Annotated in this window: 24 protein-coding genes and 1 riboswitch; of the genes, 8 read left to right on the top strand and 16 right to left on the bottom strand. The window is 74.8% G+C overall.

Translation table 11 applies throughout. The features are described 5' to 3' along the window. Window positions 1-4 precede the first annotated feature (4 nt). The 13 genes from Q8W71_RS05940 to secG all read right to left on the bottom strand — a co-directional run bounded on the left by Q8W71_RS05940 (window position 5) and on the right by secG (window position 14,239). Entirely contained in the window at window positions 5-784 is a 780-nt protein-coding gene (locus tag Q8W71_RS05940) for a precorrin-2 C(20)-methyltransferase (protein ID WP_305524402.1), read from the bottom strand. Continuing rightward, window positions 784-1,470, bottom strand: a complete 687-nt coding sequence (locus tag Q8W71_RS05935) for a precorrin-8X methylmutase (protein ID WP_305524401.1) — start codon at window positions 1,468-1,470, stop codon at window positions 784-786. Before Q8W71_RS05935 ends, Q8W71_RS05940 begins: the two co-directional genes overlap by 1 nt. Beyond that, window positions 1,467-2,939, bottom strand: coding sequence for a precorrin-3B synthase (cobG, locus tag Q8W71_RS05930; RefSeq protein WP_305524400.1), 1,473 nt, complete (start codon window positions 2,937-2,939; stop codon window positions 1,467-1,469). The genes Q8W71_RS05935 and cobG overlap by 4 nt, the downstream gene beginning before the upstream one ends. Continuing rightward, entirely contained in the window at window positions 2,936-6,262 is a 3,327-nt protein-coding gene (gene cobN, locus Q8W71_RS05925; RefSeq protein ID WP_305524399.1) for a cobaltochelatase subunit CobN, read from the bottom strand. The genes cobG and cobN overlap by 4 nt, the downstream gene beginning before the upstream one ends. 10 nt (window positions 6,263-6,272) lie before the next feature. Next, on the bottom strand, window positions 6,273-6,890 hold the full coding sequence (locus tag Q8W71_RS05920) for a Uma2 family endonuclease (RefSeq protein WP_305524398.1): 618 nt from the start codon (window positions 6,888-6,890) through the stop codon (window positions 6,273-6,275). A 46-nt stretch (window positions 6,891-6,936) separates the two neighbouring features. Further along, on the bottom strand, window positions 6,937-7,971 hold the full coding sequence (cobW, locus tag Q8W71_RS05915; RefSeq protein WP_305524397.1) for a cobalamin biosynthesis protein CobW: 1,035 nt from the start codon (window positions 7,969-7,971) through the stop codon (window positions 6,937-6,939). Next, a complete protein-coding gene (locus Q8W71_RS05910; protein WP_305524396.1) occupies window positions 7,968-8,348 on the bottom strand; it encodes a DUF1636 domain-containing protein in 381 nt (126 codons plus the stop codon). The genes cobW and Q8W71_RS05910 overlap by 4 nt, the downstream gene beginning before the upstream one ends. Further along, complete coding sequence (locus Q8W71_RS05905; RefSeq protein WP_305524395.1) at window positions 8,341-9,129, bottom strand: CbtA family protein; 789 nt, start codon at window positions 9,127-9,129, stop codon at window positions 8,341-8,343. The genes Q8W71_RS05910 and Q8W71_RS05905 overlap by 8 nt, the downstream gene beginning before the upstream one ends. Window positions 9,130-9,145: 16 nt before the next feature. Beyond that, window positions 9,146-9,337 carry a CbtB domain-containing protein gene (locus Q8W71_RS05900; RefSeq protein ID WP_305524394.1) on the bottom strand — a complete coding sequence of 64 codons (192 nt, stop codon included), beginning with the start codon at window positions 9,335-9,337 and terminating at the stop codon, window positions 9,146-9,148. A 32-nt stretch (window positions 9,338-9,369) separates the two neighbouring features. After that, window positions 9,370-9,565, bottom strand: a riboswitch (cobalamin riboswitch). Between the two features lie 53 nt (window positions 9,566-9,618). Then, the gene (locus tag Q8W71_RS05895) at window positions 9,619-11,196 is read right to left on the bottom strand and encodes a S10 family peptidase (RefSeq protein ID WP_305524393.1); all 1,578 of its coding nucleotides are present in this window, start codon (window positions 11,194-11,196) and stop codon (window positions 9,619-9,621) included. A 2-nt stretch (window positions 11,197-11,198) separates the two neighbouring features. Continuing rightward, window positions 11,199-11,651 (bottom strand): DNA polymerase III subunit chi, encoded by a 453-nt coding sequence (locus tag Q8W71_RS05890; protein WP_305524392.1) that lies wholly within the window; start codon window positions 11,649-11,651, stop codon window positions 11,199-11,201. Window positions 11,652-12,069: 418 nt separating this feature from the next. Then, window positions 12,070-13,698, bottom strand: coding sequence for a CTP synthase (locus tag Q8W71_RS05885; protein WP_305524391.1), 1,629 nt, complete (start codon window positions 13,696-13,698; stop codon window positions 12,070-12,072). A gap of 139 nt (window positions 13,699-13,837) precedes the next feature. Then, window positions 13,838-14,239, bottom strand: a complete 402-nt coding sequence (gene secG, locus Q8W71_RS05880) for a preprotein translocase subunit SecG (protein ID WP_305524390.1) — start codon at window positions 14,237-14,239, stop codon at window positions 13,838-13,840. A 228-nt stretch (window positions 14,240-14,467) separates the two neighbouring features. On the opposite strand from secG, the gene Q8W71_RS05875 reads away from it, so the two are divergent. Continuing rightward, a complete protein-coding gene (locus Q8W71_RS05875; RefSeq protein WP_305524389.1) occupies window positions 14,468-14,935 on the top strand; it encodes a nuclear transport factor 2 family protein in 468 nt (155 codons plus the stop codon). A 70-nt stretch (window positions 14,936-15,005) separates the two neighbouring features. Here the strand turns inward: Q8W71_RS05875 and tpiA are convergent, their stop codons facing one another. Beyond that, the gene (tpiA, locus tag Q8W71_RS05870; protein ID WP_305524388.1) at window positions 15,006-15,767 is read right to left on the bottom strand and encodes a triose-phosphate isomerase; all 762 of its coding nucleotides are present in this window, start codon (window positions 15,765-15,767) and stop codon (window positions 15,006-15,008) included. Window positions 15,768-16,011: 244 nt separating this feature from the next. Here tpiA and Q8W71_RS05865 point away from each other — a divergent pair, with 244 nt between their 5' ends. Both Q8W71_RS05865 and trpE read left to right on the top strand, forming a co-directional pair. Next, window positions 16,012-17,913 (top strand): peptidylprolyl isomerase, encoded by a 1,902-nt coding sequence (locus tag Q8W71_RS05865; protein ID WP_305524387.1) that lies wholly within the window; start codon window positions 16,012-16,014, stop codon window positions 17,911-17,913. 8 nt (window positions 17,914-17,921) lie between these two features. Next, complete coding sequence (gene trpE, locus Q8W71_RS05860; protein ID WP_305524386.1) at window positions 17,922-19,442, top strand: anthranilate synthase component I; 1,521 nt, start codon at window positions 17,922-17,924, stop codon at window positions 19,440-19,442. Window positions 19,443-19,469: 27 nt separating this feature from the next. Here the strand turns inward: trpE and Q8W71_RS05855 are convergent, their stop codons facing one another. After that, window positions 19,470-19,853 (bottom strand): hypothetical protein, encoded by a 384-nt coding sequence (locus Q8W71_RS05855; protein WP_305524385.1) that lies wholly within the window; start codon window positions 19,851-19,853, stop codon window positions 19,470-19,472. Between the two features lie 191 nt (window positions 19,854-20,044). Here Q8W71_RS05855 and Q8W71_RS05850 point away from each other — a divergent pair, with 191 nt between their 5' ends. Genes Q8W71_RS05850 through Q8W71_RS05830 form a run of 5 tightly spaced genes read left to right on the top strand, consistent with a single transcriptional unit; the run spans window position 20,045 to window position 24,443 of the window. After that, a complete protein-coding gene (locus Q8W71_RS05850; protein WP_305524384.1) occupies window positions 20,045-20,704 on the top strand; it encodes an anthranilate synthase component II in 660 nt (219 codons plus the stop codon). Window positions 20,705-20,748: 44 nt separating this feature from the next. Further along, the gene (trpD, locus tag Q8W71_RS05845; RefSeq protein ID WP_305524383.1) at window positions 20,749-21,762 is read left to right on the top strand and encodes an anthranilate phosphoribosyltransferase; all 1,014 of its coding nucleotides are present in this window, start codon (window positions 20,749-20,751) and stop codon (window positions 21,760-21,762) included. Between the two features lie 58 nt (window positions 21,763-21,820). Beyond that, window positions 21,821-22,717, top strand: coding sequence for an indole-3-glycerol phosphate synthase TrpC (gene trpC, locus Q8W71_RS05840; RefSeq protein WP_305524441.1), 897 nt, complete (start codon window positions 21,821-21,823; stop codon window positions 22,715-22,717). A 5-nt stretch (window positions 22,718-22,722) separates the two neighbouring features. Beyond that, window positions 22,723-23,214 (top strand): cyclic pyranopterin monophosphate synthase MoaC, encoded by a 492-nt coding sequence (gene moaC, locus Q8W71_RS05835; protein WP_305524382.1) that lies wholly within the window; start codon window positions 22,723-22,725, stop codon window positions 23,212-23,214. Then, window positions 23,214-24,443, top strand: a complete 1,230-nt coding sequence (locus Q8W71_RS05830; protein ID WP_305524381.1) for a molybdopterin molybdotransferase MoeA — start codon at window positions 23,214-23,216, stop codon at window positions 24,441-24,443. Before moaC ends, Q8W71_RS05830 begins: the two co-directional genes overlap by 1 nt. A 6-nt stretch (window positions 24,444-24,449) precedes the next feature. Here the strand turns inward: Q8W71_RS05830 and Q8W71_RS05825 are convergent, their stop codons facing one another. Beyond that, window positions 24,450-26,231, bottom strand: coding sequence for a hypothetical protein (locus Q8W71_RS05825; RefSeq protein ID WP_305524380.1), 1,782 nt, complete (start codon window positions 26,229-26,231; stop codon window positions 24,450-24,452). Between the last annotated feature and the right edge of the window lie 87 nt (window positions 26,232-26,318).

Raw genomic sequence — 26,318 nt, 5'->3', positions numbered from 1 at the left:
GTCTTCACGGCCTGCGGCCCTCGCCGGGCACCAGCACCATCGAGAAGTAGGGGGCCTCGTCGTCGGGCTTGCGGTCGAGGGGGATCACCCGCTCGCCGGCCATGGTGCCGCGCTCGACGTAAACGGCACGGGCCAGCAGCCCCGCCGCGGCGAGCGCGGCGCGGACCTTCGGCAGGTGGCGGCCGAGCTTCATCACCACCGCCGCGTCGGTGCCGCGCAGACGCTCGGCCAGGACGGCTTCCGGCAGGGTGGCGGGCAAGACGGTGAGCACGTCGTCGCCCCAGGTGATCGGCGTGCCGGCCCGGGTCCAGCAGCCGGACATGCCGGTCACCCCCGGCACCACCTCCACGGGGAAGCGGTCCTTGAGGCGGCGCCACAGGTGCATGAACGAGCCATAGAAGAACGGGTCGCCCTCGGACAGGATCGCCACGTCGCGCCCCGCGCCGAGGTGGTCGGCGAGCTGCCCGGCCGCGTCGTCGTAGAACGCGGCGAGCGCGGCCACGTAGTCCGGGTGCTCGGGGTGGATCTCGGTGGTGTAGGGGTAGGCCAGGGCCATCTCGCGCGCGGGATCGCGCAGGATCGCGTCGGCGATGGTCCGGGCGTTGCCGCGCCGGCCGCGCTTGCAGAAATGCACCAGCACCGGTGCCCGCTGGAGGACCCGCAGCGCCTTGACCGTGAGCAGGTCCGGGTCGCCCGGTCCCATGCCGACGCCGTAGAGCGTGCCGGTGACCGCGTGGGCGGGGGCGTCCTCCTCCGGCCGGTCGAGGGTCATCAGCCCGTCCATCACTCGATCTCGCTCGCCAGGGCGTTGACGGCGGCCGCCGCCATCGCGCTGCCGCCGCGGCGGCCGTGCACGACGACGAACGGCACCCGGCCGTCGCGGGCCAGCGCCTCCTTCGACTCCGCGGCGCCGACGAAGCCCACGGGGATGCCGACCACCGCGGCCGGGGGGGCGACGCCGGCGTCCAGGAGTTCGAGCAGCCGGAACAGGGCGGTTGGCGCGTTGCCGACCGCGACGACGCTGCCCGGCAGGTGCTCCCGCCACAGCTCCATCGCCGCCGCCGAGCGGGTCGTGTCCAGTTGACGGGCGAGATCGGGCACGCGCGGGTCGCGCAGGGTGCAGATCACCGAATTGTTCGCGGGCAGCCGGGCGCGGGTGACGCCGTCGGCGACCATGTGCACGTCGCACAGCACCGGTGCGCCGGCCTTCAGCGCCGCGACGCCGGCCTCGGCGAAGCCCTCCGCCATCTCGACGTCACCCGGCAGGTCGGTCATGCCGCAGGCGTGGATCATCCGCACCACCACGCGCTCGGCCGCCCCCGACCAGCGCGCGAGGTCGGCCTCGGCGCGGATCATCGCGAAGGAGCGCGCGTAGATCGCGCCGCCGTCGCGGACGTAGTCGTAGCGCGAGGTCTCCGGCGTCGGCTCGCTCAACCCCTTCTGGCGCAGGGCGTTCTGGCTCGCGCTCATCCCGGTCTCCGATCCCTCCCCACGGTCCCGGCCTCCGGCGCGAAGGCGGCGGCGAGCCCGACGATAGCCGCCTTTCCTATCCGCTCCAGCGCCGCCTCGATAGGGAGGTGGAAGCCGGGCGCGTCGCCGGGCGCTCCGCCGACCAACACCCCGTAGCGCCCATCCCGGCCGACCAGCGTCAGGTCGGCGGGAGCGGGCCGGGCGCAGCCTTTGGCGCAGCCGGAGACGTGGGCGGACAGGCCTCGCGCCGCGAGCGGTCGGAATTCCCTGGCGATCCGGTCGGCGTCGATCAGCGTCGGCGTGGTGCCGGAGGCGCAGGCCGGGGCGCCGGTGCAGGCGGCGACCGCGCGGCGGGGATCGTCCGGCGCGGTGACGAAGGCGTCGGCGCGTTCGGCGAGGACGGACGCGGCGCGCGCCGCATCTGCCGTCAGCAGTACGAAGCCGCGGGTGGGGGAGAGCCTGATCTCCGCCGCGCCGAGCGTCGCCGCGACGTCGGCGAGGCGATCGAGGGCGTCCGCGGTGCAGCGGCCGAAGGGCGCGTCGAGCGCGAGGGCTGTGAGGCCGGGGGACACGGCCGAGATGCCGGCGAGCGGGTACGCTTCGCCGATGCCGTCGCTCTCCCTCCCCCTTGTGCGGGGGAGGGTACCCTGCGGAGCAGGGGGGGAGAGGGGCAGCGCGACGCCGGAGATTGTGGCGCCCGTCGCGGCCTCTCCGGACACGGCGCTCCCCTCTCCCGACCCCCTTCGGGGGCCACCCTCCCCCGCAGAGGGGGGAGGGGATGGTGCGTTGAGGTCGGAGACTGGCGTGACCAGCGTCGCGCGCTCGGTTTCCGAGAGATCACGCGCCCGACGCCGTCCGCTCGCGACGAACGCCGCGAGCAGGGTGCCGACAGCCCCGGGCGCATCCCCGGCCGCGCAAGTCCCAAGCTCGTGCAGGCCGTCCGTGCCAGAGACCGCGAGGCCGACGCGATCGGGAGCCAGCGCGAACACGAAAAAATCGGCGTCGGGCAGCGGCGCGCCGGGGCGGCCCTCGACCGCGACCAGCGTCTTGGCCGGCAGGCCCGGCACGGCGCGCCCGGCAGCCTCGATCGCCCGGGCGAGGGCGGCCACGTCCACGATCTCCGCCGGGTCGCGGCCGGCGAGCGGGCCCGTCAGCGTCAGGCGCTGCGGGCCGCCGTCGGCGCGGGCGTCGCCGAGGCCGGCGGCCTCCAGCAGGCGGGCGAGGGGACCGCGGGTCGCCTCCGAGACGCCGCGGATCTGGAGGTTCGCCCGGGCGGTGAGGTCGATGTGGCCGTTGCCGAAGCGCCGCGCGCCCTCCGCCACGGCGCGGGCCTGGGGCAGGGTCAGGATCCCGAGCGGCGGGTGGACCCGCGCCAGCAGGCCGTCGCCGGTCGGCATCGGCCGGGACAGGCCCGGGCACCAGCCGCGGCGGGCGGGGGACTCGGGCAGGGCGCGGCGGGCGGCGCTCACTCGGCCGCCTCCGCCATCAGTGCGTCGGCCGGGAGCGCGTTGCGGCGGCTGCGCCACAGGCCGCGGGCGCGGGCCTCGTCGAACCGGTCGAGGATCGCGCGGGTCGCGGCGGGGTTGGCCGCGCGCAGCCGGTCGAAGGTCTCGGGATCGGCGATCCAGGCGGCGTAGAGCCGCTCGAAGCCGGCATCCGTCACGGCGTCGCTCGCGGCAGCGAGCACGAACACGGCGTCGAGCCCCTGCGCCAGCTCCTGGGCGCCGCGGTAGCCGTGGCGGAGCTGCGCCGCGATCCAGCGCGGATTTGCGAGCCGGGCGCCGATCAGGCGTGCCGCATCCTCGCGGGCGGTGCGGGCCTTGGGCCGCTCGGGCACCGACACGTCGAGGCTGTAGAGGGTCGGCACGCCGCCTTCGAGCGCGGCGGCGGCGGCGAACCCGCCCATCGCGTCGACGGCGGCATCGCCGTCGAACAGGTCGCGCTCGGCCGCGTCGAAGGCGTGGAGATAGGCGTCGGCCGCCGCGACCCGGATGGCGAAGGCGGCGTCCGGCCCTTCGCGGTCGCCGTAGGCGTAGCCGCTCGCCGCGAGGTAGGCGCGCCCGAGATCGCCCCGCGCCTCCCACGGCCCGTCGAGGGCGGTCGCTGCCGCCCCCGCGCCGTAGCGGCCAGGGGCGGCGCCGTAGACGCGGGTGCCCGCCTCGCCGCGGCGGCGGGCGGCGGCGAGCGGGTTGTCGGCATCCTCCTCGTCGCGCTCGGCCACGGCCCGGGCGGCCCGGTCGAGGAGCGCCAGCGTGTCGGGGAAGGTGTCGCGGAAGGCGCCCGAGACGCGGCAGGTCACGTCGATCCGCGGCCGGCCGAGGGTCGCGAGCGGGGTGATCTCGAAGCCGGTGACGCGGGTGCTGGCGTTGTCCCAGGTCGGGCGCACCCCCATCAGGGCGAGCGCGTGGGCCACGTCCTCCCCGCCGGTGCGGAGCGTCGGGGAGGCCCAGAGGTCCATGACGATCCGGGCCGGGTACTCGCCCTCGTCCTGGAGGTAGCGCGTCACCACCGAAGCGGCGGCGGTCTCGCCGAGCAGCGCCGCCGCCCGGCTCGGGATCGCCCGGGGATCGAGGGTCGCGAGGTTGCGCCCGGTGGGCAGCACGTCGGTCCGCCCGCGCGAGGGCGAGCCGGCGGGACCGGGGGCCACGAAGCGGCCGTCGAGGGCGGCGAGCAGCCCGGCGCGCTCGCCGGCCGCGCTCGTCCGGACCGCCTCGGGGTCGTCGTCGGGCGCGCGCCCGAAGACGTGCAACCCGTCGCGGAACGCGGTCTCGCCGAGGTCGCACAGATGGGCGTCCAGCGCCGTCAGCGCGTCCTCGACGGGCGTGTCCGGGGCGATCCCGGCGCCGGCGAGCAGCCCGGCGGCCTCCGCCTCGTCGAGGATGGCGCGGGCGACGAGCCGTGCCCGGCGCGGGTCGAGGACGGTCGATTCGGCGTACTCCTCCACGAGCTGGCGCAGCCGCGCCGTCTCCGGCGGCAGCCCGTCGCGCGCGACCGTCGGCGTCAGGTGTCCGAGCGCGATCCCGCCGAGCCGCCGCTTGAGGGGCGCCGCCTCGCCCGGATCGTCGACGATGAACGGGTAGATGACCGGCAGCGCGCCGACGCAGAGCGCCGGCCAGCAGGTCGGCGACAGGGCGACCGCCTTGCCCGGCAGCCACTCCGCCGTGCCGTGGGTGCCGAGCTGCACCAAGGCATCGAAGGCCTCTCGGAGGCCGAGGTGGAAGGCGAGGTAGGCGTGGGTCGGGACGCAGTCGGGATCGTGGTAGCCGGCCTTGCGGTCGGGGTCGCGGCCGCGGTCGGGCTGGAGGAAGACCGCGCAGGCGCCGCCCACCCGCCGGAACCGGAATTCTTTTCCGTCGCGGCAGATCGGGTCGGTCTCCGGCGCACCCCAGGCGTCCGCGAGCGCCGCGCGAGGGGCCTCCGGCAGAGTGGCGAGCCATGCCGTATAGTCCGCCAGCGCGACGGTGAACTCCGCCGGCCCCTCGGTGAGCGCCGCCATCAGCGCGCCGGGCTCGGGCAGCGCGTCGGCCGCGTAGCCCGCTTCGGCGAGATCGCAAAAAACCGCGCGGGCGCTCTCAGGGGTGTCGAGGCCCACCGCGAAGCCGGCCCGGCCGCCGCGGGCGGGATAGTCGGACAGCACGACGGCGACCCGGCGCTCGGCGGGCGCGCGCGCGGCGAGCCGCAGCCAGCCGGCGGCGCGCTCGGCCAGGGCGGCGATGCCGGGGGCGAAGGGCACCGCCCGGCGCTCGGAGAAGCCCGCCGCCTCCGGCGCCTCCTCCTTGAACGAGATCGGGAAGCCCGAGAGCCGCCCGTCGAACTCAGGGAGTGCCACCTGCATCGCGAGGTCGGCCGCACCGAGGCCGCGGGCGGACGCCTCCCACGCGGCGCGCGGCGCGCCCACCGTGAAGGCCTGGAGCACCGGGCAATCCGCCCGGTCGAGGGCGAAGGCCGTGTCCTCACGCGCCGAGAAGGCGGTTGCCGCGATGACCAGATTCGGCCGCCGCGCCGCGATGGCCTCCGCGACGACGGCCGCGGCCTCGGGCTCCTTCAGGCTCGACACGGCGAGCGTCAGCACACCGATGCCGCGGGCGCGCAGCGCGGCCTCCAGGGCAGTGAACACCTCGGTGTCGCCGCCGAGCACCGCCGAGCGGTAGACGATCATCAGCGCCACGGGTTTTTTCTGGGTTTCGCCTCCACCCAGCGGCACCGGCGTGCGGGCTGCGGCGAGTGCGGTGTCGAGCGGCAGGGTCCCGCATCCGGGGCACCACGCGAAGCCGCGGGGCAGGGGTTGCGCCGCCTCCACGGCGCCGCCCCAGCCGATCCGGGCGGCAAGGCAGCGCAGCATCCGGCGCAGGTTGTCCGGCCCGCCGGCGCGGAAGTAGCCGTCGAGGCGCGCGGCGAGTTCGGGGTCGGTCGAGAGCGCGGCGAGCCGTGGGTCCGGCCGGTCGTCGCCCGGCAGCACCGCCAGCGCGACCCCGTGGGCGCGGGCGGCGGCGGCGCAGCGCTCCACCCCGTAGCGCCAGTAGTCGAGCCCGCCGAGGCAGCGGATCACCACGGCCTTCGCGCGCGCCACCACCCGCTCGACGTAGAGATCGACCGACATCGGGTGGCGGAGCTTGGCGAGCTTGGCGAGCCGCAGGGTCGGCAGGCCGGGCTCGGCCGCGTACGCCCGCGCGACGCCCGCGAGGTCGCTGTCGGTGAACGACAGGACCACGATCTCCCCCGGCTCCTGGCCGAGGTCGACCGCCGCCTCGCCCTCGTCGAGGGAGACCGTGTCGACGCGCAGGAGGTGCATCGGCGCCTCCTCAGCCGTTCGCGGCGGGATCGTCCGCCGGGTCGTGGGCGACCAGTCGCGGCCGGGCCGGGAAGCTCACGCCGTCGTAGATCTCGGCGAGCGGCAGGCTGAGGCCGAGCCCCGGCAGCGCCACCGCGGCGTCGAGGCCGGCGACCCGCGCCTCCGCCCACGCGCCGTCCGCGCCGCGGGACCACAGGCGAATCTCGGCGGCGTTCGGCTCCACCAGCAGGATGTGGGTGAGGCTCGCCACGGTCTTGTACTCGGCGAGCTTGGCGAAGGCGTCGAAGTCCCGGGTGGTGGGCGAGAGCACCTCGACGACGAGGCGCGGCTCGGCCGCCTGCATCGCCGCCGGGTCGCGGGCGCCGCAATCGACGCCCACGTCCGGCCGGCGGATCTGCCCGGGCAGGGTCTCCACGCTGCCGTCGCCCGTGAACGGACGGCAGCCGCTGCCGCGGAGCGCGCCGCGCAGCAGGGCGAGCAGGTTGACCACGATGTCGTCGTGGACGTTGCGCGCGCCGGCCATCATCCGGACCGGCACGCCGCCGACCAGCTCGTAGCGCTCCGCTTGCGTCTCCGCCCAGGCGAAGAACGCCGCCACGCTCATCGGTTCCGGCTTGCGGTCCAGCATCCGCCGCGACGCTCCAACCGCGCGATCATACCCTATTCCGCCGAACTCAGCCCGCCAGCGCCGCGGCGACGGCGTCCCGGTCGAAACCCTTCAGGCCGATCACCACGAGGCGGCCGTCGCGGTCCTCGCCCGCGCGCCAGGGCCGGTCGAAATGGTGGGTCACGCGGCGGCCGACGCCCTGCACCACGAGGCGCATCGGCTTGCCCTCCACCGGCACGAATCCCTTGATCCGCAGCACGCCGGCCGTCTCGGCGGCGCGCTCGACCCGGGCGGCGAGGTCGCCCGCGGTCGCCGCCTCGCGCACGGGGAGCGCCACGGTCTCGAAGTCGTTGTGGTCGTGGTCCTCGCCCTCGCCGTGGTGGGAGGGGCGGTTGGCGAGGTCGTCCTCGGCGGCCGCGCCGAGCCCGAGCAGGGCGCGCGGGTCGATGCGGCCGTTCTCGGTCTCGATCAACTTCACGGCGCGGGGCAGGTGGCCCTCGACCTCGGCGCGCACCCGGGCGCGGGCGTCGGCGTCGAGGAGGTCGGCCTTGTTGAGCACCACGAGGTCGGCGCAGAGGAGCTGGTCCTCGAACACCTCCTCCAGCGGGTTGTCGTGATCGACCGCCGCGTCCGCCGCGCGCTGGGCGGCGAGCGCCTCCGGGTCCTCGGCGAAGGCGCCGGACGCCACCGCCGGGCCATCGACCACCGCGACGACGCCATCCACCGTCACCCGCGAGCGGATCGCCGGCCACTGGAACGCCTGGACCAGGGGCTTCGGGAGGGCGAGGCCGGAGGTCTCGATCAGGATGTGCTCGGGCGGGTCGGCGCGGCCGAGCAGCGTCTCCAGGGCCGGCACGAAGTCGTCGGCCACGGTGCAGCAGATGCAGCCGTTCGGCAGCTCGACGATCGCGTCCTCGGTGCAGCCCTCGACGCCGCAGGCGGCCAGGAACGACTTGTCGAAGCCGACATCGCCGAACTCGTTGACGAGGATGGCGAGCCGGCGCCCGCGGGCGTTCTCGACCACGTGGCGCACCAGCGTCGTCTTGCCGGCCCCGAGGAAGCCGGTGACGATGGTGCAGGGGATCTTCTCGACGATGCTCATTCCGCGGCCTCACGGGTGCCGACCGGCGGCGGGAACGGGGGGATGCGGGCGATCACGCCGCTGCGGAAGGCGGCCGGGCGCTGCTTCCACGGCACGATGCCGTCCGGGGTCGCCGCGTAGGCCGCGAGCCCCTCCAGGATGACGCCGGCCTGCTCGGCCGGGTCGAGGTCGCCGTAGACGTAGGTCCAGCGGCCGGGGGAGGCCACCGCCACCGTGCAGGGGCGCTTGCACACCGACAGGCACTCGACCGGCTCGACCCGCACCCCCTCGGCCCGCGCGCGCAGGGCGTCGAGCAGGCGGGCGCCGGCGCGCGGGCCCTCCGGATCGTCGCCCTCGCGACGGCAGGTGGCGCAGACGTAGAGGACGGTCTCAGGCACGGGCCGCCTCGCGGCCGCGTGCGGAGAAGCCCTGCCACGCCCAGCCGAGGCCGAGGCCGATCAGCGCCCAGAACACGAAGCTCACCGCGAGCGAGCGGGCGGCGAACTGCGCGGCCAGCGCCGCCGGCAGCTCCGAGGTCTCCGCGGGCGGCTGGGGGGCGCCGGCCACGTGCGGCACGACGATCAGCACGAGGCCGCCGAGGATGGCGATGAGCGAGCGGCGCACGCCGATCAGGTACAAGCCCATGCCGGTGGGCGCGGCGGTCATCACCCACCACGCCTGCCGGGCGGCCAGCGGCGCGGCGGCGCTGCCGGGAAGCTCCGGCGGCAGGCCGAGGCCCGGGGCGAGGGCGACGCTGGCGAAGCCCGCCACCGCGAAGGCCAGCCCCGTCTCGGGCGTCGGCGTGCGGCCGCAGGCGAGCATCACCGCGCCGAGCAGCAGGGCGTAGCCCACCGCGCCGACGAGGGTCGCGAGCCCGGTGAACGCCATGCGCGGCAGGCCCTCGCCGGGCTGCCACGCAGGCGCGGCCGAGGGAGCACCGTGGTCGTGGCCGGCATGGACCTGCACGATACGGGCTTGCACCACACGGGCGTGCACGTCATGGGCCGGCACGATCGGCAGCCCGGCCGGCGAAGCCTGCGCCGCCCGCTGGGTGCCCTGCGTCTCGTAGGCTTCGGCCGCGATGATCAGCGGCGAGGTCAGGGTGAGTTCGAGGCCGGTCGTGACGACGGCCGCGAGGAAGCCGGCGGCCAGCGCCGCCGACAGAAGCCGGAGGATCATCCCGTTCGGGCGGGCGTCAGTGGCAGGGGAAGTTCTGGGTGTGCCGGAAGTCGTGCGCCGCGTTGTGCAGGGCGCTGGCCGGCGAGAAGCCCGCCATGAACACGAGGCCGAGGCCGAGGAAGGCGGCGAGCGCGGCGGCGATCAGGCGCTCGCTGGAGCGGACGGCGACGGGCGCGAGGGCGGGGGTCGTGATGGACTGGCTGGTCATGGTGCTCTCCGGCCGCCCCACCGGCGGCGTTCGTGGTGCCTGTCGTGACGGCAGGTTTCCTGGCTCGCGGCTCGGGCGCGCCCACCGCCTTCCCGGATCGCTCCGGTGGCGCTGGCGGGCGCTCGCCGCTCACAGTTGCGGGGGCAGCCGCGGGTTCGAACTCCGAGGAGCCCTCACCGCATTCCCTTTTCACCCCGTCTCCGGGGCACCGTCACGGACTCGTTGTAGCCGCAGCCGCGCCCGGGCACAACGGAGGCGGCGCGCGGCGCCCCCCGATTCCGTCAGCGCGGCTCCCGCAGGCCCTCGGCCGGCGCGCCGGCGGGCTTGGCCGCGCCCGCGTCGCGAGCCTTCAGCGCCGCCTCGTACAGCGCCGACACGTCCCGCTTGAAGGCGGCGCGGGAATTGGCCCGGCTGTAGAACATGTGGCCCCCGGGATAGACCGCGAGGTTCAGCCGGCCGCCGCCGTAGGGCGGCACCTGGGCGAGCAGCAGCTTCGAGGCGAAGTAGGGCGTCACGAGGTCGGTGAAGCCGTGGACGACGAGGGCGCGCAGGTTGCCGTCGAGGGCCAGCGCGCCCTTGAGGGCGGAGAGCGCTTCCGGCGCCTGCCGGCCCGAGCCCCAGGACCATGCGCGGTTGACCGCGGAATTCAGCAACTCGTAGCGCAGGTTCGGCACCGGCCATTTCAGGACCCGGGCGTAGAGGTCGAGCATCGCGCTCGTCAGCGGCGCCTGGAGCGCGGTGAGCTGCGGGTCGTCGAAGTTCGAGGACGGCGCGTCCGGGTTCGGGTCCCAGCCGGTGATGCCGGTGTCGTAGGCGGAGGCGACGCGCCCCGCCGCCCGGTCGATCTCGCGCTGGACCCCGTGGGTGGTCAGCCGCGCCCCGAGGCTCCGAACGTAGGCCGGATCGAGGCCGGTCAGCGGCGCGACGCGCTCGGTCATCCGCGCCACCGCCCCGGTGTCGCCCGGTCCCTTGAGCAGGTCGGCGAGGTAGGGGCCGGTGGCGTAGCCCTCCGCATCCGTGAGCAGGGCGGAGGTCGGGACGGTCCCGGTCCGCTCCAGGGCGCCGGCCGCCAGCGAGGGCAGGCGCAGCACGTAGCCCCAGGGGTTGGTGCGCGGCCCCTGGAGCCAGCCGAAATCGAGCACGGGGGAGAGCAGCACCATCCCCGAGAGCCCGACGCCGATCTCCTCCTGGAGCTTGCCCGCGATGAGCGGGCCGCGGAAGCCGCCGTAGCTCTCGCCGACGTAGAATTTCGGGCTGGCCTCGCGGCCGTTGACCCGCAGGTAGCGGGCGATCGCCGCCGCCAGCACCGAGGCGTCGGCGTCGACGCCCCAGTACTTCTTGGCGTCGCCGTCCGCGGCGCGGCTGTAGCCGGAGCCGACGGGGTCGATGAACACGAGGTCGGTGAGGTCGAGCCACGTGCCGTCGTTCGGCACCAGCGCGACCGTCTGCGACGGGCTGATGCTGTCGCCGTCCACCGGCAGCCGCCACGGGCCGATCGCGCCGATGTTCAGGTAGGCCGAGGCCGCGCCGGGTCCGCCGTTGATCGCGAAGGTGACCGGGCGCGCGGCGCCCGCCTGCGGGGCCATCGTGTAGGCGACGAAGCCGATCTCGGCCTGGAGTTTTCCCGATTCGTCGACCAGCGGCAGGCTGCCCGCGGTGGCGGTGAAGTCGAGTTTCCGGCCATCGGGCAGCGTCACGCTCTGCTGCGTCGTCGAATCGGGCGGCAGCCGCCGGCCCTCCGCGGGGCGCTGGCGCTCCGCCGGCTGTGCGCCGTGCGGGTTCTCCTGCGCGGCCAGCGGCTGGGGCAGGGCGAGCGCGAGCGCCAGGGCGGCGGCGGCGAGACGGGGCATCGGCGACATCCTCACGCCTTCTTGTTCCAGCGGCCGGATTCGTCCTGCTGCCAGTAGGCCACGGCGTGGCCCGCCTCCTTCGCCTGCCGCCACTGCTCGCGGGCGCGCAGCAGCGCGTCCTGGTCCGTGCCGTCGAACAGGATGCAGATCCGCTCGTAAGCCCCGGCATCGGGCGGCAGGTCGGCGCCCTCCACGAGGAAGCGGATCGAGGCGCCGTTGGGGTTCACGTCGCGCAAGGTGAGCACGACGGGCTGGCCAGCCGCGTCCGGGTCGCGGTCGGTGCCGTGCGGCAGGAAGCTCTCGTCGGAATAGGTCCAGAGGTGGTCGTCGAGGGCGGCCAGCCGCTCCTCGCTCGCCGCCTGGATCGCGGCCTGCCAGCCCCGGCCGAGCGAGCGCTCGACGAGGCTCGGCAGCACCTTCTCCAGGGGCTGGCGCTGCATGTGGTAGAACAGGATCTCGGTCACGGCTCAGCCGAGATAGGGCCGCGCCGGGCGCGCGAGAAGCGGCGCGGCGCCGCGGGGGCGTGCAACCCTCTGGACTTCTGACGCACGGGAAGGGTTAGGCGAACGCGCCGTCTCCCTCCCCCCTCTGCGGGGGAGGGTGGCCCGCGAAGCGGGTCGGGAGAGGGGAGCGACGGTGCAGGACTGACGCCCGGCACGAGCCGCAGCGATCTTATACCCGTGGCGCCCGCCGTTGACACGTCGGGCGCCGCCCGCCGCATCGGCGGCGGCGCGTCTTCACGCTTGCCAACGGCCGGGGGGCAGGAAGAGTCAGCGGTTCCGGCCGTTGGTATTACCGGAAGCCGGGCTCCCCTCTCCCGACCCTCGCTGACGCGAGGCCCACCCTCCCCCGCAGAGGGGGGAGGGAGAGCGCTGCGCCGTCTCACACCAGCCGGCTCTGCTCGATCGCCGCGCCGACGAAGCCCCTGAACAGCGGGTGCGGCTCGAACGGCCGGGATTTCAGCTCCGGGTGGAACTGCACGCCGATGAACCACGGGTGGCCGACATGCTCGACCGTCTCCGGCAGCAGGCCGTCCGGCGAGAGGCCCGAGAAGCGCAGGCCCTTGGCCTCCAGCCGATCCCGGTAGGCCATGTTGACTTCGAAGCGGTGGCGGTGCCGCTCCGAGATCTGCTCCGTTCCGTAGATCTGCGCGATCTTGGTGTCGGGCCGCAGGTAGGCGTCGTAGGCGCCGAGCCGCATGGTGCCGCCGAGATCGCCCTCGGCCGCGCGGCGCTCCAGCTCGTTGCCCTTCAGCCACTCGGTCAGCAGGCCGACCACCGGCTCGGAGGTCTCGCCGAACTCGGTGGAGTTGGCCTCGGCGATCCCGGCGAGCGAGCGCGCCGCCTCGATCACCGCCATCTGCATGCCGAAGCAGATGCCGAGATAGGGGATCTTCTTCTCCCGGGCGTAGCGGGCCGCGCGGATCTTGCCCTCGGCGCCGCGCTGGCCGAAGCCGCCGGGCACGAGGATGCCGTTCAGCCCCTCCAGGAACGGAGCCGGGTCCTCGCGCTCGAACACCTCCGCCTCGATCCATTCGAGGTTGACCTTCACCCGGTGGCTGATGCCGCCGTGGGTCAGCGCCTCGATCAGCGACTTGTAGGCGTCCTTGAGCCCCGTGTACTTGCCGACGATGGCGATCGAGACCTCGCCCTCGGGGTTGCGCACCCGCTCGGAGATCGTGCGCCAGCGTGCGAGATCCGGCTCCCCCCCGTGCTCCAGCCCGAAATGGCCGAGCACCTCCCGGTCGAGGCCGGCGGTGCGGTAGGACAGCGGCACGTCGTAGATCGAGGCGACGTCGCGCGCCTCGATCACCGCGGTCTCGCGCACGTTGCAGAACAGGGCGAGCTTGCGGCGCTCGTCGTCCGGGATCGGCCGGTCGCAGCGGCAGAGCAGGATGTCGGGCTGGATGCCGATCGAGCGCAGCTCCTTCACCGAGTGCTGCGTCGGCTTGGTCTTCAATTCGCCCGCGGACGGGATGTAGGGCAGCAGCGTCAGGTGGACGTAGGCGGTGGTGCCCCGCGGCAGCTCCTGGCCGAGCTGGCGGATCGCCTCGAAGAACGGCAGCCCCTCGATGTCGCCGACCGTGCCGCCGATCTCCACCAGCACGAAGTCGAAGGCGTCGTTGCCGTCGAGCACGAAGTCCTTGATCGCGTTGGTGACGTGCGGGATCACCTGGATCGTGGCGCCGAGGTAGTCGCCCCGGCGCTCCTTGGCGATGATCTCCTGGTAGATCCGCCCCGTGGTGATGTTGTCGGCACGGCTCGCCGGCACGCCGGTGAAGCGCTCGTAGTGGCCCAGATCGAGGTCGGTCTCGGCGCCGTCGTCGGTGACGAACACCTCGCCGTGCTGCGTCGGGCTCATCGTGCCCGGATCGACGTTCAGGTAGGGGTCGAGCTTGCGCATCCGAACCCGGTAGCCCCGGGCCTGGAGCACGGCCGCGAGGGCCGCCGAGGCGAGCCCCTTGCCGAGGGAGGAAACCACGCCGCCGGTGATGAAGACGTACCGCGTCATGGGCCTCGGTCCATAAGGGAGCTGTCGACGTTTGCCAAACGGCCGCCGCGCGGCCCGGTGCGATCCCTGGGGATCGTGCCGGTCCGCGACAATCAACCGTCGATTGCGTTTGTGCGCGCCCCCGGACGGGGCCGCGGGATCAGCGCGACTGCGGCGCCTCGGGGACCGCCGGCTGGGCCGGGGCGGTCGCGGGGGCCCGATCCTGCGCGTTGCGCAGCGTGTCGAGCAGGTTGTCGGCGCCCGCGGGCTTGTCGCCGGGCTTGGCCGGCTGGCCGGCGGCGCCGGTGTCGATGATCGACTTCGGCGCGGCCGAGCGGTGCGACAGCACGGCGAGCGTCATGCTGGTGGCGAAGAACAGGGTGGCGAGGATCGCGGTCGCCCGGGTCAGCGCGTTGGCCTGGCCGCGGCCGGTCATGAAGCCGGCGACGCCGCCGCTGCCGCCGCCGCCGAGCCCGAGGCCGCCCTCCGAGCGCTGGAGCAGCACGACGCCGATCAGCGCGAGGACGATGATGAGGTGGACGACGATCAGGACGGTCTGCATCGGGGTTCCGGCATCTTGCCCCGGGCGCGGACCCTCGGGGGATCGCGGGCGCGGGCTCGGACGGCGCTCGCGCGCCCGGTCCGTTTGGCTGGGGCCTTACACCAGATGCGGTCCCCCGCCAACCGGCGGAGGACGGGCCGTTTCCCCCTCGCGGCGCGCCCCGGCCTGCTCTAGCGTGGCGCCACCGACGGCGCGCCGCAGAGACGCCGCGGATACAGGAGGACCGCCATGTCGAGTCTCGCCATGTCGCAACCGCGCCGCGCCCTGCTCGCCGCCGGGCTCGCCGCAGCCCTGGTCTCGGGGGCCGCCCACGCCGCGGGGGATGCCAAGGGGGATGCGAAGGCCGAGGTCGAGGCCGCCGTCGATTCGCTGACCAAGGCGATGCTCGCCGCCGACGGCCCGGCGCTCAACGCGCTGACCCTCGACGGCCTGAGCTACGGTCATTCCGGCGGCAAGATCGAGGACAAGGCGGCCTTCGTCGACGCGATCGCCAGCCGCCGCTCCGCCTTCCCGAGCATCACCCTGTCGAAACAGACGGTCTCGGTGGTGGGCGACGACGCCATCGCCCGCCACGTGTTCGACGGCGAGTCGACCGCGGACGGCAAGACCACCCCGGTGCATATCGGCGTGATGCAGGTCTGGCACCGGGACGGCGGTCGCTGGCGGCTGCTCGCCCGGCAGGCCTACAAGCTGTGAGGGCGACCGCCGCCGGTCCCCGCCGACGGGCGGGACCGGCGGCAGGGACGCGACCTCACGCGTTGAGACCTCACGCGTAGGCGGCGCAGATCCCCAGAAAATCTTCGGCGACGAGGCTCGCGCCGCCGACCAGCGCGCCGTCGACGTTGTCGACGGACAGGATCTCGCGGGCGTTGCCGGGCTTGACCGAGCCGCCGTAGAGGATGCGGATCCGCCCCGCCTCGTCGCCCGCGAGCTTGTCGAGCATCTCGCGCAGGGACGCGTGGACCTCGGCGATGTCCTTCGGCGTCGGCGTGCGGCCCGAGCCGATCGCCCAGACCGGCTCGTAGGCGATCACCGTGTCGGCGCTGGTGGCGCCCTTCGGCAGGCCGATGGCGAGCTGCGCGCGGACGATGTCCAGCGCCCGGCCCTGCTCGCGCTCCTCGATGGTCTCGCCCACGCAGATGATGCCGCACAGGCCGGCGCGGCGGGCGCCGAGCGCCTTGGCGTGGACGCCGTCGTCGGTCTCGTGGTGGTAGGCGCGCCGCTCGGAATGGCCGACGATGACGTACTTGGCGCCGAGGTCGGCCAGCATCTCTGCCGAGATCGAGCCGGTGAAGGCGCCGCTCGGCCGGGCGTGCAGGTTCTGGCCGCCGATCGCGACCGACGAGCCGTAGGTCGCCGCCACGCAGGATCCGATGAGCGTGGAGGGCGGGCAGATCAGCGCGTCGATGCCGGAGGCGAGGTCCGGCGACAGCCCGTCGCGGATCGCCTCGACGACGGGGATCGAGGCCCGCGTGCCGTTCATCTTCCAGTTGCCGGCGACCAGGGGCCGCCGTCCGGTGCGCGTCATCGCTCGCCTCGCTCCGCCGCCGTCGCTCAGGGGTGGCCGCGGGCCTACCAGAGCAAGCTTGGGCGCGCAAACGCCGCGGGCCGCGCCGTCCACGGGATCCGCCGCCTTGGGCGCGCGGCGTTCTCCGGACCGCGCCCGCGAGCGCGGCCTTTGCCCGCGGAGCGCCGATGGTCTATCGCGGGCGCTCTTCAGGACAACACCGCCCGCCCCGTCCGGGCGGCGGCCGAGGCGCGACCGAGACACCATGCTCCAGGGCATCCGCAACGCCAGCCAGCACTGGCTCGGAAAGATCGTGCTGACGATCATCTTCACGCTGCTCATCGCGGGCGTGGGCATCTTCGGCGTGGAGGAGTTCTTCCGCGGCGGCGCGAGCAACACGGTGGCCAAGGTCGGCAGCACGCCGATCACCGCCGAGGCGGTCCGGCAGGCCTACCAGAACCAGCTCCAGCGCTATCAGGCGCAGCTCAAGCGGGCGATCACCCCCGATCAGGCGCGGATGCTCGGCCTCGACCGGCAGGTGATGTCGCAGCTCATCACCGAGGCGGCGCTGGACCAGAAGACCCGCGACCTCGGCCTCGCCGTGCCGGACGCCTCGGTGATCCGCGCGATCCACGAGGAGAAGAGCTTCCAGAACGCGCAGGGCCAGTTCGACCCGGCGCTGTTCTACCAGACCCTGCAGCGGGCCGGGCTGAACGAGCCGATGTTCGTGCGCGAGCAGCGCTCGGTCATCGCCCGCCTCCAGCTCGCCGAGGCCGTCTCGGCCGATCTGCCTGTGCCGACGGCCCTGCGCGACGCGGTGCACCGCTACACCACCGAGCGGCGCGCGGCCGATTACCTGATCCTGCCGCCCTCGGCCGCGGGGCAGATCCCCGAGCCGAGCGAGGAGGAGCTGAAGACCTGGTACGCGGCCAACAAGGGCAATTTCCGCGCGCCGGAATACCGCGCCGTCAACCTGCTCGTCGTCGATCCCGAGCAGATGGCCAAGCCGGACGCCGTCAGCGCGGACGACCTGCACAAGGCCTACGAGCTGAACAAGAGCCGCTACGGCAGCCCCGAGAAGCGCACGATCCAGCAGATCGTCTTCCCCGATGCCGCATCCGCCGAGGCGGCGCGCAAGGAGATCGAGGACGGGTCCAAGACCTTCGAGGCCGTGGCCGAGGCGCGCGGCACCGACGGCAAGGACCTGACCTTGGGCACGCTGACCAAGACCGAGCTGTTCGACCGCGCGGTGGCCGACGCGGCCTTCGCCCTGCCGGAAGGCGGCGTCAGCCAGCCGGTCCAGGGCCGCTTCGGCACGGTGCTGCTGCGGGTCACGAAGATCGAGCCCGGCACGGTGAAGCCGTTCGAGGCGGTGGAGGGCGAGATCCGCAAGGGGCTGGCGCTCCAGCGCGCCCGCGACGGCCTGGAGACGGCCCGCGACGCGATCGAGGACCAGCGCGCGGGCGCCAAGCCGCTCGCCGACATCGCCGCCGAGCGCGGCCTGAGCCTCGTCGCGGTGAAGGCCGTGGACGCCCAGGGCCGCGCCCCGGACGGGCAGCGCGTCGCCGGCATCCCGGACCCCGACACCACCCTCCCGGCCGTGTTCCGCGCCGAGATCGGCGGCGACAACGAGCCCCTGCGCACCAAGTCCGGCGGCTACGTCTGGTACGACGTGACCGGCATCGACGCGGCCCACGACAAGCCGTTCGACGAGGTGAGGGACGCGGTGAAGGCCGGCTGGACCGCCGCCGAGACCGCCAAGCGTCTCCAGGCCAAGGGCCGCGAGCTGGTGGAGCGGCTCGACAAGGGCGAGACCGTCGAGGCGGTGGCCAAGGACGCGGGCGTCAACGCCGAATCGGCGTCCGACCTGACGCGCAACCAGCCGAAGGACCAGCTCACGGCCGACGTGGTGAACCTGATCTTCGCCACCGCGGTGGGCAAGGCCGGCACCGCGGCCTCCGGCGACGGGCGCGCGGTGTTCAAGGTGACCGGGGCGACGATGCCCGCCACCGCGGCCGGCAGCCCGAGCGACCGGACGATCACCCAGAGCTTCCAGACCGCCCTGTCGGACGACGTGCTCGGCGAGTTCATCGGCGAGGTGCAGAAGAACGCCGGCGTGACCGTCGATCAGGCGGCCCTGCGCCGGGCGCTCGGCGGCGAGTTCTGAGCGCGGCGATGTCCGACGCGCCCGACTTCGACGCCTTCCGCGCCGCCTACGAGGCGGGCCGTCCGGCGCTCCTCGAAATCACCCTGGTGGCCGACCTGGAGACGCCGGTCGCCGCCTTCCTGAAGCTGCGCGCCCGGCACGCCGGGCCCGCCTTCCTGCTCGAATCGGTCGAGGGCGGTGCGGTGCGCGGCCGCTACTCGATGATCGGCCTCGACCCCGACCTGATCTGGCGCTGCCGGGACGGCCGGCCGGCGCTCGCCCGCGGCGCCGACCTCACCCGGTTCGAGCCGGACGACCGGGCGCCGCTCGCGAGCCTGCGGGCGCTGATCGCCGAGAGCGCCATCGCCGAGGATGCGGGGCGCGACCTGCCGCCGATGGCCGCCGGCCTGTTCGGCTATCTCGGCTACGACATGGTCCGCGCGATGGAGCGCTTGGCCGAGCCGAACCCCGACCCGCTCGGCGTGCCGGACGCGATCCTGGTCCGCCCGCGGGTGATGGTGGTGTTCGACGCGGTGCGCGACCTGATCACCGTGGTCTCGCCGGTGCGCCCGGCCCCGGGCGTCGCGCCCCGCGCCGCCTACGAGGAGGCGCTCGGCCGGCTCGACCGGGTCGCCGCGGCCCTCGAAGGGCCGCTGCCGATCGAGGCGCGGGTCGACCTCGCGGCCGTCGCCCCGCCCGAGCCCGTCTCGAACACGCCGCCGGACCGGTTCGCGGCGATGGTCGCGCGGGCCAAGGAGTACATCGTCGCGGGCGACGTCTTCCAGGTGGTGCTGTCGCAGCGCTTCGAGGCGCCGTTCACCCTGCCGGCCTTCGCCCTCTACCGCTCGCTCCGGCGCACCAACCCGGCGCCGTTCCTGTGCTACCTCGACTTCGAGGCCTTCCAGATCGTCTGCTCCTCGCCGGAGATCCTGGTGCGGGTGCGCGAGGGCGTGGTGACGGTGCGCCCGATCGCCGGCACGCGGCGGCGCGGCGCCACGCCCGCCGAGGACCGGGCGCTGGCCGAGGAGCTGCTGGCCGATCCGAAGGAGCGGGCCGAGCACCTGATGCTGCTCGATCTCGGCCGCAACGACGCCGGCCGCGTCTCGCGGATCGGCAGCGTGCGGGTGACCGACCAGTTCTTCATCGAGCGCTACAGCCACGTGATGCACATCGTGTCGAACGTCGAGGGCGACCTCGACCCGGCGCACGATCCCCTCGACGCGCTGAGTGCGGGCTTTCCCGCCGGCACCGTCTCGGGGGCGCCGAAGGTGCGGGCGATGGAGATCATCGACGAATTGGAGCGCGAGAAGCGCGGGCCCTATGCCGGCTGCATCGGCTATTTCGGGGCGCGGGGCGAGATGGACACCTGCATCGTGCTCCGCACCGCGGTGGTGAAGGACGGGCGCATGCACGTCCAGGCCGGCGCGGGCATCGTCTACGATTCCGATCCGGCCTCCGAGCAGCAGGAATGCGTCAACAAGGCGCGCGCCCTGTTCCGGGCGGCGGAGGAGGCGGTGCGCTTCGCGGCGCAGGCCAAGCGCGGGCAGTAGGCGAGGCGGCTGGGCGCCCGGCCCGCGTCACCGCGTCAGCAGGTTCGGCGCGCTCGCCGGTCCGAACTGGCGCCACGCCTCGGCACAGGCGGCAGGGGCGTTGCGCGTGAACCCGTCCCGCAGCCCGTCGATCGACGCCTGGAGCGTCGGCGTGATGGGACGCCCGTAGAGCTGGTCCCGCGTCACGTTCGCGGCGGCGAGCAGGGCCGCGAGCCGGTCCCGGGCGACGCGGAAGCCGCAGGCGGTCTGGGCCATGTCGAGGGTGAGCAGCGTCACGGTCAGGCGCCGCTCGGTCGGCTCGTCGGCCGGCGCGGCGTGCGCCGGGAGCACGAGCGGCAGGACCAGCGCCGCGGACAGGAGCCACGGCCGCCCCGACGATCCGGCGGACGCGACGCGTCGGTGCACGGCCATGCGGCTCTCCCCCGGGGCGATATCCGGTCTCGCCCCCCGGGACGGCACGATACGCGAACGCGTGCGCAGCGGCGAGCGCCGGTCGGGCCTCGGCCCGGGCCGGCCAGATCGGAGCCCTGGCCCGGTTCCCGCGGCGGTTGACCGGCCGGGCCCGAGCCGTCACATCGCGGGGGTCCGCCCGGGTGCCCGCGATGTCCAACGTCCTCGTCATCGACAACTACGACAGCTTCACCTTCAACCTCGTCCACCTGATCGGGCCGCAATGCGGGTCGATCGCGGTGGCGCGCAACGACGCGCTGACGGTGGCCGACATCCGGGAGCGGGCGCCGGACGCGATCGTGCTCTCGCCGGGGCCGTGCACGCCCAACGAGGCGGGGATCTGCCTCGACGTGGTGCGGGAACTCTCGGGCGAGATCCCGATCTTCGGCGTCTGCCTCGGCCTCCAGGCGATCGGGCAGGCGTTCGGTGGGGACGTGGTGCGGGCGCCGCTGCCGCTGCACGGCAAGGTCTCCACCATCCGCCACGGGGCCAGCGGCCTGTTCCGCGGCCTCAACGACAGCTTCGAGGCGACGCGCTACCACTCGCTGGTGGTCGACCGCGCCACCTGCCCGGAGGCGCTGCGGGTCACGGCCGAGGCGGACGGGCTGATCATGGGCCTGGAGCACGCCGAGCGGCCGGTCCACGGGGTGCAGTTCCACCCGGAGAGCATCCGCTCGCAGCACGGCGCCGAGATCGTGCGCAACTTCCTCGCCATGGCGGCCGCCTGGAAGGCCGCGCGTGACGCGCCCATCCGCGACGAGCCCATCCGTGACGAGCCTATGCGTGACAAGGGCCGGCCGCCCGTGCATTGACGCGCCGAGCCCCCTGCCAGCGCTTCGGCCCACCGCGACAGACCATGGATTCCTTCAAGCCGCATCTCGCGCGGGTCGCCGGGGGCCTCGCCCTCGACCGCGCCGCCGCGCGCGCCGCCTTCGACGACCTCCTGTCGGGGGAGGTCACCCCGGTCCAGGCGGCGGCGTTCCTGACCGCGCTGAAGGTGCGCGGCGAGACGGTCGAGGAGATCGTCGGCGCGGCCGAGGCGATGCGCGCGCGCATGGTCCGGGTGACGGCGCCGGCCGGCGCGGTCGACGTGGTCGGCACCGGCGGCGACCATTCGGGCAGCGTCAACGTCTCGACGCTGGCCGCCATCCTCGTCGCCGCCTGCGGCGTGCCGGTGGCCAAGCACGGCAACCGCGCCGCGACCTCTCGCTCGGGGGCCGCCGACGTGCTCGCGGCGCTCGGTGTCCGGCTCGGGCTCGACCCGGAGGCGCAGGCTTCGTGCCTCGCCGAGGCGGGCCTGTGCTTCCTGTTCGCCCAGGCCCATCACGGGGCGATGCGCCACGTGGCGGCGGTCCGCTCCGAACTGCCGGTGCGCACGATCTTCAACCTGCTGGGACCGCTGTGCAATCCGGCGGACGTCGCCAGCCAGCTCTTCGGCGTCGCCGACGGGGCCCGCGCCGAGCCGCTGACCCGGGTGCTCGCCGAACTCGGCAGCCGCCGGGTCTGGACCGTGCACGGCTCGGACGGGCTCGACGAGATCACCGTCACCGGCCCGACCCAGGTCGTCGCCCTCGACGAGGGGCGGATCAGCCGCTTCGCGATCGACCCGCGCGAAGTCGGCCTGCCGCTGCACCCGCCCGAGGCGCTGCGCGGCGGCGAGCCGCCCGACAACGCCCGGGCGCTGGGCGCCGTGCTCGACGGGGCACGCAACGCCTACCGGGACATCGCGGTTCTCAATGCGGGGGCCGCGCTCGTGGTCGCAGGCGCCGCGGACGCCCTGGCGGACGGCGTCGCGCGGGCGCAGGATGCGCTCGATTCCGGCGCGGCCCGGGCGACGCTGGCGCGCCTCGTGCAGGTCTCGAACCGGTGAACGGCCCATCGAACGGGCAGGAGTGCCTATGACCGTTGTGCCTGTGACCGCTGAGCCGATGACCTCCGTCACGGGGGAGGCCGTCGCCGAGACGGCCCCGGAGCGGCCCAACGTGCTGGCCCGGATCGAGGCCTACAAGCGCCGGGAGATCGCCGAGGCCAAGCTGCGGGTGCCGCTGGCCAAGCTGGAGCGGCGCGTCGCCGGGGCCGACGCGCCCCGCGGTTTCGCCGACGCGATCCGCGCCCAGCGGGCGGCGGGCCGCCCGGCCCTGATCGCCGAGATCAAGAAGGCCTCGCCGTCGAAGGGCCTGATCCGCGCCGACTTCGAGCCGGCGGCGCTGGCGGCCGCCTACGCCGCGGGCGGCGCGGCCTGCCTGTCGGTGCTGACCGACGAGCCCTCGTTCCAGGGCCGGCCCGAGTACCTGACCGAGGCCCGGGCCGCCTGCGCCCTGCCGGTGCTGCGCAAGGACTTCATGTTCGAGCCCTACCAGGTCTACGAGGCCCGGGCCTGGGGGGCCGACTGCATCCTCGTGATCATGGCCTGCCTCGACGACGACGAGGCGGTGGCGCTGGTCGAGACCGCGCATGAGCTCGGCATGGACGTTCTCGCCGAAGTTCACGACGCGCTCGAACTCGCACGCGCGCTGACGCTCGGCACCGCCATGGTCGGGATCAACAACCGCAACCTCAAGACGTTCGAGGTCTCGTTCGACACGGCCCTCGACCTGCGACCCGGCATCCCCGAGGACCGGATCGCCGTGGCCGAGAGCGGCATCAACGACCACGCCGACGTGCAGCGTCTCTCCGCCCACGGCCTCGACGTGGTGCTGGTCGGCGAGAGCCTGATGCGGCAGGCGGACGTGACCGCTGCGACGCGGGCGCTGCTCTCGGGCGAGGCGGGCCAAGGCGGGACGGGCAAGACCGGATCGGCCAAGCCGGCCCGCAAGAAGGGCTGAGCCGCATGGAGCCGGAGCGGCCGGGCCTGACCCATCTCGACGCCGCGGGCGCGGCCAACATGGTCGACGTCACCGACAAGCCCGCCACCACCCGCACCGCCCGCGCGGAGGGCTGCGTGGTGATGCGGCCCGAGACCCTGGCGCTGATCCGCGAGGGCGACGCCAAGAAGGGCGACGTGATCGGCACCGCCCGCCTCGCCGGCATCATGGCGGCCAAGCGCACGCACGAGCTGATCCCGCTGTGCCACCCCCTGCTCCTGTCGAAGGTGCGCGTCGATTGCGAGCCCGACGACGCCCTGCCGGGCCTGCGGATCTCGGCGGAAGTGCGGGTGCAGGGGCCGACCGGCGTCGAGATGGAGGCACTGACCGCCGTCTCGCTCGCCTGCCTGACGGTCTACGACATGGTGAAGGCAGTCGACCGCGGCATGCGCATCGAAGGCGTGCGGCTCACCGCCAAGGACGGCGGCCGCTCCGGCGCCTACCGGGCGGAGGCGTGATGAGCGGGCTGATCCCCGTCGCCGAGGCGCTGGCGCGGGTGCTCGCCAGCGTGCCGGGCCCGACCGAGGCCGAGACGACCCCGCTCGCCCGCGCCGCCGGGCGGACGCTCGCGGCCGACGTGGCCGCCACCCGCACGCAGCCGCCCTTTCCGGCCTCGGCGATGGACGGCTACGCGGTGCGCGCCGCGGATGCCGGATCGGCCGGCGCCGCGCTGCGCCTGATCGGCATCAGCGCCGCCGGCCACGGCTTCGCGGGCCCGCTCGGCCCGGGCGAGGCGGTGCGGATCTTCACCGGCGCCCCCGTGCCCGAGGGGGCCGACGCGATCCTGATCCAGGAGGATGCCGAGGCCGCGGGCGACGCGGTCCGGGTGGTGGAGCCGGTCGAGCGCGACCGCTTCATCCGCCGCGCCGGCCTCGACTTCGCCGCGGGCGACACCCTGCTCGGCGCGGGCCTCACCCTCGACGCCCGCCGCCTCGCCCTGGCGGCGGCGGCCGGACACCCGAGCCTGCCGGTGCGGCGCAGGCCCCGCGTGGCGATCCTCGCCACCGGCGACGAGCTGGTCGAGCCCGGGGCGCCGGCCGCCTGGGACCAGATCGTCGCCTCGAACAGCCTCGCGCTCGCCGCGCTCGCCGCGGAGGCCGGGGCGGAGACGATCGATCTCGGCATCGCCGCCGACGACCACGCCGCCCTCGAAGACGCCGTGCGCCGTGCGCGCGAGGCGGAGGCCGACCTGCTGGTGACGCTCGGCGGCGCCTCGGTGGGCGATCACGACCTCGTCCAGGCGGCCCTGCGGCGCGAGGGGATGGATTTCGGCTTCTGGCGGGTGGCCCTGCGCCCCGGCAAGCCGCTGATGCACGGCCGGCTCGGGCGGATGCTGGTGATCGGGCTGCCCGGCAACCCGGTCTCCTCCATCGTCTGCGGGCTGCTGTTCGTGGTGCCGACGATCCGGGCGCTGCTGGGCGATCCGATGGCCGGCGCCGACCGCAGCGAGCCGGCCGTGCTCGGCCGCGACCTGCCCGAGAACGACGGCCGGGCCGACTACATGCGCGCCCGCCTCGAGCTGCGGCCCGGCGAGCTGCCGGTCGCCACGCCCGAGAACCGGCAGGATTCCTCGATGCTCGCCGTCCTCGGGCGCGCGGAGGCCCTGCTGATCCGCGCGCCGCGCGCCCCCGCCGCCCGGGCCGGCGATCCCTGCCGGATCATCCGCCTCGACCGCCGGCTGCTCTGAGCCGGCTCACCGCGTCACCCGCCACACCTTCAGCACCCCCGGCACCGCCACGGGCGCCAGCCAGTCCGAGGACGTCTCGCCCCGGGCCAGCCGGGTCGCGAAGGCCGGCGCGCCGCGGATGTCGTCGCCGGGGCGGCTGGGGCAGGCGACGAGGTAGTCGACGCCGAAGGCCGCGACGCTGCGCCGGAGGTCCGCCTCGGTGCCGCCCAGGCCCTCGATCGCGGCGGTCAGCCCGGGGATCGCCCGGTGATAGGGCGCAGCCACCACCGCGTGCGGCGTGCGCAGCAGGATCGACGGGCCCATGAAGATCGGCGCGAGCACCGTGCCGGGCGGCAGCGCCGCGAGCGCCGCGACCCCCGCCGGCCCGGAGCAGGCGAGGGCGCCGCTGGGATCCGGCGCGGTGCGCACGTCGGGAGCGAGGGTCACGCCGAGGACCACCGGCGCCATCCAGACGGTGCTGACGAGGCTGGCCGAGAGCCCGGCGGCGGCCCAGCGCCGCCGGGCCGGCACGGCGCGATCGGCCGCGAGCCGCAGCGCCCGGTCGATCACCGCGCCGGCCACCAGCGGCACGAGGCCGGAGGCGACGTAGATCCCGCGGAACTGGACGTAGCCGAGGACGAGGCCGGGCCACAGGAACAGCGCGAACACCGACCACGCCCGGCGCTCCGGCCCGCGCCACGCCGACCACGCCGCGCACAGGCTCGCGATCGCCAGCACGGGGTAGAAGACCAGCGCCTCCCACTGGCCCCGGGCGATGAACGTCGGCACCGAGGACATCTCGTTGACGGTGAGCAGCCAGTGGTCGCGCACCAGCGGCGTCATCCCCGGGAACGGGCCGCCGAGGCAGAGCGGGAAGGCGAGGGCGAAGCCGCCGAGCAGGCCCGCGCCGCACAGGGCCGCCAGGGCGAGGCGCCCCCACGCGCTCCCGAGCCGGCCGCCGGGACCCGCCGCGGCGAGCGCGGTGCCGAGCCCCCCCGCCGCGAGCCAGAGCCAGGGCGGCGACAGGGCGTCGCAATAGGTCGTCCCCCACAGTCCCGGCGCCGTCTGGGCGGCGAACAGGGCCGGCGCGGCGAGCCCCAGCCCGAGCCCGAAGCCCAGGAAGGCCGGCAGGGCGGGCCGGCCGCGCAGGATCCAGTCGCCCGCGAGGTACAGGGCGCCGAGAGCGACGTAGGGCAAGCCTTCGAGCCCCACCGCGAGCGACAGGGCGGCGAGGCCGCCGCCGACGAGCCCCGCCCGCAGGCCGCCGCGGATCATGCAGAGGCCGAGCCCGAGGATCGCCAGGATCTGCACGGCGTGGTGGTCGACCCGGCCGGGCGTGAACTGGACGGTGACGCCGAAGGTCTGCGTGGCCGCGAGCAGCGCCAGCACGCCGGCCCGCGGGCCGAACAGGCCGCGCGCGCCGCGGTACAGCACGAACCCGTAGAGGCCGAACAGCAGCGCGGGCCACAGCGCCGCCGTCAGCCCGGTGGCGAGCGCCCGGCCGGCGAGCGGCGTCAGCGCCAGGATCAGGCCGGCGATCGGCGCGTCCACGAGCCGCGACCAGTGGCTCGGCACGCCGTCGGGCGGCTGGAAGCGGAGCTGGACGTTGTCGTACCAGCCCTGGCCGCCGAGGAGGTCGCGCACCTCGGCGAGCCGCATGGCGTCGTCGGTGTCGGGCACGCGCAGGTGGCGGATCGTCTCCCAGATCTCGGCCGGCGCGTTCATCGTCGCGACGGCGAGGGCGACGAGCAGCCACAGGAAGGTCCGCGGGTCGATCCGTGCCGGCGAGGCGGCGGCCGCGTGGGGCATCGGCGGCGGGGCTCCGTTCGCGCCGCGTCCGGGCGCGGCCCCACCATCGCCGGGCGTCCTTAATGGCCGGTCAAGCCGGGCCGGCAG

This window comes from Methylobacterium amylolyticum (assembly GCF_030700245.1).
GTDB lineage: Bacteria > Pseudomonadota > Alphaproteobacteria > Rhizobiales > Beijerinckiaceae > Methylobacterium.
This window is presented reverse-complemented; position numbering and strand designations above follow the sequence as displayed.